Source organism: Pseudomonas trutticola BRTCR10 (genome assembly GCF_056155105.1).
The window spans coordinates 1347503-1360292 of record NZ_CM149552.1 but is presented as its reverse complement, the minus strand read 5'-3'; the positions used below and the strand labels follow the sequence as shown (position 1 = coordinate 1360292).

Below are 12790 nucleotides of genomic sequence, written 5' to 3'. Positions count from 1 at the left end.
TTGGTCTCGGGCCAATGCCCGGGGCCGGCTAAATCCGCGAATGGATTTTTCAGACCCGCAGTGAGGACATCCATGCGCCAACCGGATATCGAGATTTACCTGAAAGACGCCGACGTCGACCACAAGGCCATTTCGGCCTGGCTGGGCGAAGCGTTGGGCCCATGCAGCGACTGGGTGCAGAAAGGCCAGACCTACAAGTGCAAGGCTGGCAACGTGCCGGTGACCTGGCTGCCGAAAGCCGTCGGCAAATGGAACAGCCTGTACCTGGAAAGCGACCAGACGCCTTGGAACGACGACATCGCCTGCGCTCGCGCAGCCTTTGCTGCGCTGAACGTCGAAGTGCGTTGTGCGCCGGGGACGTGGGTCGAGGAAGAAGGCGAAGAGACAGCAGATCGCTGGATTCGCATCAGCGAAGACGGTGAAGAAGAGATCACTTGGAAAACCGCCTGATACTGATCGTTCCCACGCTCCGCGTGGGAATGCAGCCCGGGACGCTCTGCGTCCCAATGCGGACGCGGAGCGTCCATTGAGGCATTCCCACGCAGAGCGTGGGAACGATCATCACAGACCTACAACATCCTCAGCCTGCAAACCCTTGTCGCCGGTGATCACCGCGTACTCGACCTGCTGACCTTCCGTCAGTGACCGATGCCCTTCGCCACGAATCGCGCGGTAGTGCACGAACACGTCCACCCCGTCCTCGCGCTGAATGAAGCCATAGCCCTTGGCGTCGTTGAACCACTTCACGTTGCCGGTTTCACGTGTTGCCATCTGTTCATACTCCTTTTTTATTATTGAACAGGCTTTTCGCAGGAAAGCCTTTGAGGAACGTCAGCCTGCGTCCGACGTCCATAAAAGGGCCCCGGCGGCAGATCGCCGAGTATATGACAGGCGGCAAAACTCTCAACAGGAGATTACTTCGCCGCTTTTTTGCCGATTTTCGATGAATCCGGCACACTAGCCACCGCCCGAGCACCTGCTCGGTTTTATCCACTCACGCAGAAGCCGTATGACCCGTTCCCCGTTCCGCCGTCTTGTGTTTGGCACCTTGCGCCGACTGTTGTATCTCTGGGTTCGCTCCGAGACGATCAACCAGTCGTCGTTCACCCTCAACCTCGACCGCAGTCGTCCGGTGTTCTACGTCCTGCAAAATCCATCGCTGACCGATCTGGCGGTGGTCGATACCGAGTGCACCAAGGCCGGCCTGCCGCGTCCGGTGCTGCCGGTGTCAGTGGGTTCGCTGATCGAGCCCGCCGCATTCTTCTATCTGACCCCGGACCCGGACTGGCTCGGCCGTCAGGACAAACGCGGTGCGCCGCCGACCCTGACACGGCTGGTCAGCGCGCTCACGCAGAACGCTGCCGAAGACGCACAGATCATTCCGGTCAGCGTGTTCTGGGGCCAATCGCCGGACAGTGAAAACAGTCCCTGGAAATTGTTGTTCGCCGACAGCTGGGCCGTCACCGGCCGTCTGCGTCGCCTGCTGAGCATCATCGTCCTCGGGCGTAAAACCCGCGTGCAATTCTCCGCGCCGATCCACCTGCGCGAGCTGATCGAACACAACAAGGGCCACGAACGCACCGTGCGCATGGCCCAGCGGATCCTGCGCGTACACTTCCGCAATCTGAAAGCGGCAGTGATCGGTCCGGACATTTCCCACCGCCGCAACCTGGTCAAAGGCCTGCTCAACCAGCCGCTGGTCAAGCAAGCGATCCTCGACGAAGCCGAGCGCGAAAACATCTCGCCGGAAAAAGCCAAAGCCCAGGCCCTGCGCTACGGCAACGAGATCGCCTCGGACTACACCTACACTGCGATCCGCTTCCTTGAAGTGGTGCTGAGCTGGTTCTGGAACAAAATCTACGACGGCATCAAGGTCAACCACATCGAAGGCGTGCAAAAGGTCGCCCAGGGTCACGAAGTGATCTACGTGCCGTGCCACCGCAGCCACATCGACTACCTGCTGCTCTCGTATTTGCTGTTCCGCAACGGCCTGACCCCGCCGCACATCGCCGCCGGGATCAACCTGAACATGCCGGTGATCGGCAGCCTGCTGCGCCGTGGCGGCGCGTTCTTCATGCGCCGCACGTTCAAGGGCAATCCGCTGTACACCTCGGTGTTCAACGAATACCTGCACACCCTGTTCACCAAAGGTTTTCCGGTCGAGTACTTCGTCGAAGGCGGTCGCTCGCGCACCGGACGCATGCTGCAACCGAAAACCGGGATGCTCGCCATTACCATGCGCAGCTTCCTGCGTTCGTCGCGCATGCCGATCGTGTTTGTGCCGGTGTACATCGGCTATGAGCGCGTACTTGAAGGTCGCACCTACCTCGGCGAACTGCGTGGCGCGAGCAAGAAGAAAGAGTCGATCTTCGACATCTTCAAAGTCATCGGCGCGCTCAAACAGCGCTTCGGTCAGGTCGCGGTGAACTTCGGCGAGCCGATCAAACTGGCGGAGTTCCTCGACGCCGAACAACCGGACTGGCGCCAGCAGGAACTTGGCCCGCAGTACAAACCGGCGTGGCTCAACGAAACCACCAACCGCCTCGGCGAAAAAGTCGCGCAGCATCTGAACGAAGCGGCGGCGATCAACCCGGTCAACCTGGTGGCCCTGGCGCTGCTGTCGACCAGCCGTCTGGCGCTGGATGATCGGGCGATGGCGCGGGTACTGGATCTGTATCTGGCCCTGCTGCGCAAGGTCCCGTACTCGCCGCACACCACATTGCCGGAAGGCGATGGTCGCGCGCTGATCGAGCATGTGAAGGACATGGATCTGCTGTCCGAACAAAACGATGCGCTGGGCAAGATTCTCTATCTGGACGAGCAAAATGCCGTCCTGATGACCTACTACCGCAACAACGTGCTGCACATTTTCGCCCTGCCATCGCTGCTGGCGAGCTTCTTCCAGAGCACCTCGCGCATGAGCCGCGAACAGATCCTGCGTTACACCCGCGCGCTGTATCCGTACTTGCAGTCGGAGCTGTTCATCCGCTGGAGCCTGGACGAACTCGATGCGGTGGTCGATCAATGGCTGGAAGCATTCGTCGAACAAGGCCTGCTGCGCTTCGAGAAAGACGTGTACCTGCGTCCGGCACCGAGCTCGCGGCATTTCGTGCTGCTGACCCTGCTGTCGAAGAGCATTGCGCAGACCCTGCAACGTTTCTACATGACCGTCTCGCTGCTGCTCAACGCCGGCCAGAACAGCGTCAGTGCCGAAGAACTGGAAGACCTCTGCACGGTCATGGCCCAGCGCCTGTCGATCCTCCACGGCCTCAACGCTCCGGAGTTCTTCGACAAGAGCCTGTTCCGCCACTTCATCCAGACCCTGCTCGACCTCGACGTGCTGCGTCGCGACGAAGCCGGCAAACTGAGCTACCACGAACTGCTCGGCGAACTGGCCGAAGGCGCGGCCAAACGTGTGTTGCCGGCGGAGATTCGTTTGTCGATCCGTCAGGTCGCGCTGCATCGCAGTGAAGATGCGGCCGATCAACCGGCCATACAGCCCGAAGCCTGATGAAAACCTGTAGGAGTGAGCCTGCTCGCGAAAACGCTGGGGCAGACAACAGAGATGTTGAACCGCCATCGCGAGCAGGCTCACTCCTGCATTGAAAGGAGATTTGCCATGAAAAAACTGACCGTTCTCGCTGCCGCTACCCTGCTCAGCGCCTGCCAATCGACCACCCCCGCCGGCAAAACCAGCCTCGACGGCGAAGTGTTCTATCTGCAACGCATCGCCCTGCCACCGAGCGCGACCCTGAGCGTAAGCCTGCAAGACGTTTCGCTGGCCGACGCACCAGCCGTCGTACTCGACGAACAGAAAGGCCCGGTCAAAGGCCAGGTGCCACTGCCGTTCCACTTGAGCTACGATCCGGCGCAGGTCAAACCCGGCCACCGCTACTCGGTCAGCGCGCGCATTGAGGTCAACGGTGAGTTGATGTTCATCACCACCGAAAACCACGCCGTGCAACTCGACGGCAACGATCCGCAGCCGCTGAAAATCCGCGTCGACGCCGTTCGTTAATTCATTTTCTGCAACAAGGAAGCCGCCATGCTCCGCCCTACCCTTCGCTTCGCCGGCCTCTGCGCGGGCCTGATGATCTCCGCCAGCGCCATGGCCCTGTCGCTCAACGATCTGTCGCAACAAGACGCCACCGGCGGCCTCAAGGACGCCCTGACCCAAGGCGCGCAACTGGCCGTCAAACAACTGGGCACCCCGGGCGGTTTCAGCAATAACCCTGAGGTGAAGATCGAACTGCCGGGCAAACTCGGTAAAGCCGCCAGCAAAATGAAAGCCTTCGGCATGGGCGCCCAGGTCGAAGAACTGGAAACCGCGATGAACAAGGCTGCGGAAACCGCCGTAACCCAGGCCCAGCCAATCCTCGTCGACGCCGTGAAGAAAATGAGCGTGGCCGACGCCAAAGGCATCCTCAGCGGCGGCAGCGACTCGGCCACCCAATACCTCGACAAATCCAGCCGCGAACAGATCCGCGCCAAGTTCCTGCCGATCGTCAAACAGGCGACCGACAAGGTCGGCGTAGCGCAGAAATACAACGCCTTCGCCGGCCAGGCCGCGACCTTTGGTGTGGTGGACGCGAAGAGCGCCAACGTCGAAAACTACGTCACCGAACAAGCGCTCAACGGCTTGTTTGAAATGATCGGCAAACAGGAAGAAACCCTTCGCAAAAACCCGGCCGCTGCGGCGACGAGTCTGGCGAAGAAGGTGTTTGGCACCCTTTAAGCCGACTCCGAACGGGAGCGAGATCGCTCGCTCCCGTTTTTCAATTCATTGGCAATGTGCAAGAAGAACACCCACTCGGAGCCCATTTTTCTCTTCTCGAAAATCTGCAACTCGACCAGCCCGTTGAGCGTCGACATCGCTGAATTGCAAGAGCAGCCAAGATGCTCCATCACATTGCCTGCCGTAAACTCCTTCGCCACGCCGTTCTTGGCAGCCTGATACAGCGACCGCTGCGGCTCCGTCAGCCGCTCAAAGAATCCCGCCCCCGTCAGCCATTGCTCGAAGTCCTCGCTGAACGCCACGCTCTTGCGCCAGGCCTCATCAAAACGGCTCACCGCCCGCACAATCACCGAGCACTGGAACTCGATGAAGTAGGTCAGATCCAGCTCATCCGCCTCGGTATGCAGATATGAGCGTCCATACTTCACCGGCGCATTACGCAACAACAGACTGATCGCAATGTAGCGAAACGCCGCGAACTCGTTCTTGAACATGAACCAATAAAACAACGCCCTCGCGACCCGGCCATTACCGTCACGAAACGGATGCTCATAGCCCAAGGCAAAGTGCAGCGTGATCGCCTTGATGAGCGGATGCAGATAGTTCTTGTGGTGAGGTAATTCATGGGCAAGATTGATCCACTGCGAAAGCCGCTCCAGCCGCAAGACCAGCCCGGTGGCGGGTGGCGGCCGATGCACAGTGTTGCCTGCACCGTCCTGAACAACCACTTCATCATTCGCCCTGAACATACCGGGAGAATACTGCTCGTCATCAATCCCCTCGACGCCAACCCGATGCATCGCGCTGATCAACTCGACACTCAAAGGTTCGTAGCGTTTTTCCCAGGCGAAATTCATCATCCGGTAGTTACCCATGACCATACGCTCGTCCGGCGTACGCGGCTGGCGCTGACGCCTGAGCATGTCCTTGGCCACACGCGTGGTCGTCGCAGCACCTTCCAGCTGACTGCTGGCGATCGCTTCGTCCTCGATCAGATCATTCAGCAAATAACTGAAATGCGCCCGCTCGCCGATCTGACTGGTCATGTAGTCCAGCGCGGCACTGGTCGTTTGCCGATCCACAATCGACAGGGTTCTCTGCGCCAACGGCGTCAGCAAATACTTGCCCCACTGCAACGGCTCTCCCAACGGCAGCAAATCGACGTACTGCGCAACCCGCGCCTTCTTGACAAGAGCCCAACACAAATTGACATCCAGCCCCGCCGCCCAGCGAAAGCGCAACGCTTCAAAGGGCAGATAACGCCCTTGATCATCGAGCGGCTTGAGCAACGCGAGATAATCCGCCAAACGTTGCTTGTGAGGCGGACGCACCAATAAGTCGAACACCCGGTCAGTTCTGCCCTTCAATGCTGGCGGCTTTTTCATCAAGACAAACTCAGGAACGCTGGAAAGCAGAGGCTGGAGTACAGCATCCGAGGCGCCGAGGCTCAATATCGGAGCTTTCTGAAAAAGATGTAGGAAGTGACGGAGGCAGAACGGGCCAAGGGTATTCAGATAGAAATGGAGCGGCTGGCAGGCCGCCATCGCTGGCAAGCCAGCTCCCACAATTTGGATTGGGTTCGTTCAGATAGAAATGGGGCGGCTGGCGGGCCGTCATCGCTGGCAAGCCAGCTCCCACAATTTGGATTGGGTGCGTTCAGATAGAAATGGGGCGGCTGTCAGGCCGTCATCGCGAGCAGGCTCGCTCCTACAGTTGGATTGCGCACATCTGCGAGCAACAGGTCGGCTGTCAGGCCGCCTTCGCGAGCAGGCTACAGAAGAGCAAGAGCAGATCGCTTCTGCTCTCACCACTCAACAGGATGAGCGTTAGCTCGGCTGCGGCTTTTGATCTTAGAGCCCGTCGGCAGGCTGAGTGGAGGGATTGATCCGGGGGGGGGGAGCGCAGCGACCGTTCGACGAAGTCGAACACATCGAGAGGAGGTGCAGCGAAGCAAACCGGAGGCGATGCCCCCGGATCAATCCCGTAACGAAGGGACCCGAGCCACAGCGAGGGCCGAACGTCAGGGCAAAGCCTTTTGGGTTACCTTTTCGGCGTTTGGAAAAGGTGACTCGCTGTAAGAGCGAAACCGCCAGCGGCAACACCCGCAGAAACGGATATTCACCCAAAACCCAAGAACCTGGTCGGCCCGAAGGCCGCCACGTCAAACCAAAGATCAACCCTCCCGCCGAACCCTGAACCAAGCCGCATACAAAGCAGGCAAAAACAACAGCGTCAGCGCAGTCGCAACAATCAACCCCCCCATGATCGCCACCGCCATAGGCCCAAAAAACACACTCCGCGACAAAGGAATCATCGCCAAAACCGCCGCCAGAGCCGTCAACACAATCGGCCGAAACCGCCGCACCGTAGCCTCGATAATCGCCTGCCAAGGCTTAAGCCCAGAAGCAATATCCTGCTCGATCTGATCCACCAGAATCACCGAATTACGCATGATCATCCCGGACAACGCGATCGTCCCCAACATCGCCACAAACCCGAACGGCTGCCGGAACACCATCAAAAACAACGTCACCCCGATCAACCCCAACGGCGCCGTCAAAAACACCATCGCCGTACGCGAAAAACTGCGCAACTGCACCATCAAAAGCGTCAGCACCACGACAATGAACATCGGCACCCCGGCATTCACCGACTTCTGCCCGCGCTCCGAATCCTCCACCGTGCCGCCGACATCCAGCAGATAACCATCCGGCAACTCAGCGCGAATCGAATCCAGCGTCGGCATGATCTGCTTGACCAGCGTCGCCGGCTGCTCCTTGCCATAAATGTCCGCCCGCACAGTCACGTTCGGCAGACGATTACGGTGCCAGATAATGCCTTCCTCAAAGCCGTATTCCAGCGTGGCGATCTGCGACAACGCCACACTGCGACCGTTATCCGTCGGCACCGCCAGACTCGGCAACAACGACAGCTCGGTGCGCTCATGCACCGTGCCGCGCAGCAGAATCTCGATCAACTCATTGTCTTCGCGATACTGACTGACGCTGGACCCGGTCAACGAACTCTGCAGAAACTTCGCCAGATTGGCCGTGCTAACGCCAAGCGCCCGGGCGCGATCCTGATCAATGTTCAGGTACACAACCTTACTCGGCTCCTCCCAATCCAGATGCACGTTAACCACATGCGGATTCTCGCGAACCTTGGCCGCAACCTTGCGCGCCAAAGCACGGACTTCCTCGATGTGCTCGCCAGTGACACGGAACTGCACCGGATAGCCAACCGGCGGACCGTTTTCCAAGCGCGTGACCCGCGAGCGCAGTGCCGGGAACTGTTCGTTAAGTGTGTCGATCAGCCAGGTGCGCAACGCTTCACGCTCCTCGATGTTTTTCGCCAGCACCACAAATTGCGCAAAGCTCGCTGCGGGCAACTGCTGATCGAGCGGCAGATAAAAACGCGGCGAGCCCGTACCGACATACGCCACATAATTGTCGATACCGGCGTGCTCCTTGAGCATCGCTTCAAGGCGCTTGACCTCAGCCGTGGTGTTCGCCAGCGAAGCGCCTTCAGCCAGTTTCAGATCAACCATCAGTTCCAGCCGATTTGAAGCCGGGAAGAATTGCTGCGGCACGAAGCGGAACAACATCACCGAGGCGATAAACAGCCCGACTGTCAGCACGATGACGGTCTTGCGATGAGCCACGCACCACTCGACCAAACGACGAACCCGCTGATAGAACGGCGTGCCGTAAGGATCCGGCTGACCATCAGCCGTGCCGTGTTTGGCCGCATGAATTTTCGCCAGATCCGGCAGGAGCTTTTCCCCCAGATACGGCACGAACATCACCGCCGCCACCCATGACGCGAGCAGCGCAATGGTCACTACCTGAAAGATCGACCGGGTGTATTCGCCGGTGCCCGACTGCGCCGTGGCAATCGGCAGGAAACCTGCGGCGGTGATCAGCGTTCCGGTGAGCATAGGAAACGCCGTGCTGGTCCAGGCATAGCTCGCCGCGCGGATCCGGTCGAAGCCCTGCTCCATTTTGATCGCCATCATTTCCACGGCAATGATCGCGTCGTCCACCAGCAGCCCCAGCGCCAGCACCAACGCGCCAAGGGAAATCTTGTGCAGGCCGATGCCGAGGTAATACATGCAGGCGAAGGTCATCGCCAGCACCAGCGGAATCGTCAGCGCGACGACCATGCCGGTGCGCACGCCGAGGGAGAAAAAACTCACCAGCAACACAATCGCCAACGCTTCGACCAGCACCTGGACGAACTCGCCAACCCCGGTTTTCACCGCCGCAGGCTGATCGGAAACCTTGCGCAACTGCATGCCGGCCGGGAGGTTTTTCTGGATGCGCGAGAACTCGCCTTCCAGCGCTTTACCCAGCACCAGAATGTCGCCGCCGTCCTTCATCGCCACGGCCAGACCGATTGCGTCTTCGCCCATGAAACGCATGCGCGGCGCCGGTGGATCATTGAAACCGCGACGCACGTCGGCAACATCGGAGATGCGGAACGTACGATCGCCGACCCGGATCGGAAAGTTTTTTATCTCATCGACTGTCTGAAAATTCCCCGAAACCCGTAGCTGCAATCGCTCGCTGCTGGTTTCGAAGAAGCCGGCAGTGGATACCGCGTTCTGCTCTTCCAGCGCCTGCTGCACCGCCGCCAGCGGCAAGCCGAGGGTGGCGAGTTTGACGTTGGACAGTTCGACCCAGATCTTTTCGTCCTGCAAACCGAGCAGATCGACCTTGCCGACATCCTTGACCCGTTGCAGCTGAATCTGGATGCGATCGGCGTAATCCTTGAGCACAGCGTAGTCGAAACCGTCGCCGGTCAACGCGTAGATATTGCCGAACGTGGTGCCGAATTCATCGTTGAAGAATGGTCCCTGAATGCCCGGCGGCAAGGTCTGGCGGATGTCGCCGACTTTCTTGCGCACCTGATACCAGAGGTCGGGGATTTCCTTGGAATGCATCGAATCGCGGGCAATAAAGGTGACCTGCGACTCACCGGGACGCGAGAACGAAACAATACGTTCGTACTCACCGGTTTCCATCAGCTTCTTTTCGATACGCTCGGTGACCTGGCGCGAAACTTCCTGCGCGGTCGCACCAGGCCAACGGGTCTGGATGACCATGGCCTTGAAGGTGAATGGCGGGTCTTCACTCTGACCCAGTTTGGTGTAGGACAACGCACCGACGATCGCCAGCAAAAGCATCACGAACAGTACGATCTGGCGATTACGCAACGCCCATTCGGAAAGGTTGAAGCGCATCGGAACTTACTCCTTGTCCGCCAGATTGACCACACGGTTGGAGCGATCCACGGGACGCACCTGCTGCCCTTCGAGCAGCACATGCACACCTGCGGCGACCACCCAATCGCTGGCGTTCAAACCTTCGAGCACCGGCACGGTTTTCTCGCCGAACGGGCCGACGCGCACGGGCGTTTTCTTCAGCGTGTTGTTGGCGTTGACCACCCAGACGTAGGTCGCGCCGTTTTCAGCGGTCAGCGCCGACAGTGGCACGGACAGCGGCACGACATCGGCTGACTGCACGAACACCCGGGCGCTCTGACCGAGCTCGGCCGGGACTTTGCCGCTGGTGAAAGAGATGCGTGCGGCGAAGGTTCGGGAGCGCGGATCGGCGGCGGGAGACAGCTCGCGGATCTGCCCGGCAAAACGCTGGTTCTGCTGCGTCCACAACTCGACCGTCACCGGTTGCCCGACCTTGAAGCGGCCAAAACTCTGTTCCGGCAGGCTGATCAACACTTCACGCTCGCCGTCTGTGGCGAGGGTGAATACGGTTTGCCCGGCCGCGACGACCTGGCCGACTTCCACCGAACGCTGGGCCACCACGCCATCCTGTGGCGCACGCAAAACCGCGTAACTGGCCTGATTGGTCGACACGTTGAATTCGGCTTTGATTTGCTTGAGGCGGGCTTCGCCGGAGCGGTAGAGATTCTCGGCGTTGTCGTACGCGGAGCGGCTGACCATCTGCCGATCCATCAGGGTCTTGTAGCGATCACGCTCGGCGCGCACCAGATTCAGATTGGCTTCGGCAGCAGCGACTTGGGCGCGGGTGGCTTCCAGTTGCAGTCGCACATCCTGCGGATCGAGTTCGGCGAGTGGCTGATCGGCCTTCACGCGCTGGCCTTCGTCGACCAGTCGTCGGCTGACTTTGCCACCGATGCGGAACGCCAGACTCGGCTCGTAACGGGCGCGGACTTCGCCCGGATAACTTTCCATCGCCTGCGCCGAAGGCTCTGGCTGCACCACCATGGCCGGTCGCACGGCCACTTGCGTCGCCTCTTCCTGACCGCATGCCGATAATAAAAATGCCAGACCGGCTGGCAACGCAAAGGACAACGCATGGCGGAACATGGTGACGGACCTTTCGCTAATGGTGCTTGGAATAATTATACTGGCCGGTATGTTATTAATAGCAAACTCACCAGTCCAGTATTAAAAGCGAAAAATGTCGAACAATCTTTCAGCTCCAAACGGCCCGGGCCGCCCCAAGGATCTGGCAAAGCGCCAGGCGATCCTCGATGCGGCGAAAATTCTTTTTCTGAGTCACGGCTATGCCAACACCAGCATGGACGCGGTCGCTGCCGAGGCCGGCGTGTCGAAGCTGACGGTCTACAGCCATTTCAACGACAAGGAGACATTGTTTTCCGCCGCCGTGATGGCCAAATGCGAAGAGCAACTGCCACCGCTGTTCTTCGAATTGCCCGAAGGCATTGCCGTGGAAAATGTGTTACTGAACATTGCGCGGGGCTTTCATCAACTGATCAACAGCGATGAATCAGTGAATTTGCATCGTCTGATCATGGCGCTCGGCAGTCAGGATCCGAATCTGTCGCTGATCTTCTTTGAAGCGGGCCCGCAGCGCATGGTGCAGGGCATGGAGCGGTTGTTGACGCGCATCCACGAGACGGGCGCACTGAGCATCGACCTGCCGCGTAATGCGGCCGAGCATTTCTTCTGCCTGATCAAAGGCGCAGGGAATTTTCGCTTGTTGTATGGCTGCGGCGAGCCGCTGAGCGAAGAGGCTTCAGAGAGCCATGTGCGGGAAGTGGTGGAGTTGTTTATGCGGGCTTACAGACCCTAGTTTCTGCGGTGTCTGTACTGACGCCATCGCTGGCAAGCCAGCTCCCACAGGGATCAGAGTGCGATCACAAATTGTGTGCACACCACCAAAACCTGTGGGAGCTGGCTTGCCAGCGATAGGCGCGACTCGGTCTCAGGGCTTGAGCGCTTTCTTCGGGTAGATGTCATACCGGCTGGATTTACCATCCAGCGCATGACTCGGCTTAGGCCCTTCAATGCACGGCGCCTTGCGCGGGCGCTTGACCACCACACGATGGGTCGCCAATGCCAGTGCCGCTGCCAGCAGCGCCGGGGCATCCGGATCATCCCCGACCAGCGGCCGGAACAGGCGCATTTCCTTCTTCACCAGTGCGGTTTTCTCACGATGGGGGAACATCGGGTCGAGGTAGATCACCTGCGGCGGCTCGCCTTCCCAATTGCGCATGACCTCGATGGAGTTGCCCTTGAGCAATTTCATCCGCGCCACAATCGGCGCCACATCGAAATCTTCCGCGCCACGCGCCAGACCATCCTCCAGTAACGCACCGATCAGCGGTTGGCGCTCGATCAGGCTCATCTCGCAACCGAGGCTGGCCAGCACGAACGCATCCTTGCCCAATCCCGCCGTGGCATCCAGCACCCGCGGGCGCACGCCTTGGGCGATGCCGACAGCCTTGGCGATCATCTGCCCGCTACCGCCGCCATACAACCGCCGATGCGCCGCGCCGCCCTCGACAAAGTCCACGCGCACCGGCCCCGGTGCATCCGGGCCGAGTTGCTGGAGCTGCAAACCCTGCTCACCGACCTGCAAGGCGAATTCGCCGTCGGTCACTTGCAACGGCAGACCCAGGCGTTCGGCCCACTGCTCGGCTTGCGCTTCAAACGTCGGGCCGAGGGCTTCGACATGGATGCGGCAGGCCGCGGGTTGCTCAATCATGGAAAACACGCTCAAAAAAGTTAAGGATCGGCAAAAACCGCCGATAACCCAATCAACGCGC

Annotated in this window: 10 protein-coding genes; 5 read left to right on the top strand and 5 right to left on the bottom strand. The window is 59.6% G+C overall.

What is annotated here, in order from left to right:
- Positions 1 to 72 precede the first annotated feature (72 nt).
- Entirely contained in the window at positions 73 to 450 is a 378-nt protein-coding gene (locus tag ACVVH8_RS05845; RefSeq protein WP_475228983.1) for a hypothetical protein, read from the top strand.
- 111 nt (positions 451 to 561) lie between these two features.
- Here the strand turns inward: ACVVH8_RS05845 and ACVVH8_RS05840 are convergent, their stop codons facing one another.
- On the bottom strand, positions 562 to 771 hold the full coding sequence (locus ACVVH8_RS05840) for a cold shock domain-containing protein (RefSeq protein WP_126360609.1): 210 nt from the start codon (positions 769 to 771) through the stop codon (positions 562 to 564).
- 238 nt (positions 772 to 1009) lie between these two features.
- Between ACVVH8_RS05840 and plsB the strand changes: the two genes are divergently transcribed.
- The 3 genes from plsB (at position 1010) to ACVVH8_RS05825 (ending at position 4735) form a co-directional block, all read left to right on the top strand.
- Positions 1010 to 3511 (top strand): glycerol-3-phosphate 1-O-acyltransferase PlsB, encoded by a 2502-nt coding sequence (gene plsB / locus ACVVH8_RS05835; RefSeq protein ID WP_315446073.1) that lies wholly within the window; start codon positions 1010 to 1012, stop codon positions 3509 to 3511.
- A 108-nt stretch (positions 3512 to 3619) separates the two neighbouring features.
- The gene (locus tag ACVVH8_RS05830; RefSeq protein WP_475228981.1) at positions 3620 to 4018 is read left to right on the top strand and encodes a YbaY family lipoprotein; all 399 of its coding nucleotides are present in this window, start codon (positions 3620 to 3622) and stop codon (positions 4016 to 4018) included.
- A gap of 27 nt (positions 4019 to 4045) precedes the next feature.
- A complete protein-coding gene (locus ACVVH8_RS05825; protein ID WP_315446075.1) occupies positions 4046 to 4735 on the top strand; it encodes a DUF4197 domain-containing protein in 690 nt (229 codons plus the stop codon).
- On the opposite strand, the gene ACVVH8_RS05820 is transcribed toward ACVVH8_RS05825, so the two are convergent.
- From ACVVH8_RS05820 to ACVVH8_RS05810, 3 genes are all read right to left on the bottom strand, one after another.
- A complete protein-coding gene (locus tag ACVVH8_RS05820) occupies positions 4732 to 6120 on the bottom strand; it encodes a Fic family protein (RefSeq protein ID WP_475231136.1) in 1389 nt (462 codons plus the stop codon). The two genes, ACVVH8_RS05825 and ACVVH8_RS05820, sit on opposite strands and share 4 nt — an antisense overlap.
- A gap of 788 nt (positions 6121 to 6908) precedes the next feature.
- The gene (locus tag ACVVH8_RS05815; protein WP_475228979.1) at positions 6909 to 9977 is read right to left on the bottom strand and encodes an efflux RND transporter permease subunit; all 3069 of its coding nucleotides are present in this window, start codon (positions 9975 to 9977) and stop codon (positions 6909 to 6911) included.
- 6 nt (positions 9978 to 9983) lie between these two features.
- Complete coding sequence (locus ACVVH8_RS05810) at positions 9984 to 11084, bottom strand: efflux RND transporter periplasmic adaptor subunit (protein ID WP_475228976.1); 1101 nt, start codon at positions 11082 to 11084, stop codon at positions 9984 to 9986.
- Between the two features lie 94 nt (positions 11085 to 11178).
- Here ACVVH8_RS05810 and ACVVH8_RS05805 point away from each other — a divergent pair, with 94 nt between their 5' ends.
- Entirely contained in the window at positions 11179 to 11814 is a 636-nt protein-coding gene (locus tag ACVVH8_RS05805) for a TetR/AcrR family transcriptional regulator (protein ID WP_213027683.1), read from the top strand.
- A 132-nt stretch (positions 11815 to 11946) separates the two neighbouring features.
- Here the strand turns inward: ACVVH8_RS05805 and ACVVH8_RS05800 are convergent, their stop codons facing one another.
- Entirely contained in the window at positions 11947 to 12729 is a 783-nt protein-coding gene (locus ACVVH8_RS05800; RefSeq protein ID WP_475228974.1) for a class I SAM-dependent methyltransferase, read from the bottom strand.
- Positions 12730 to 12790 lie beyond the last annotated feature (61 nt).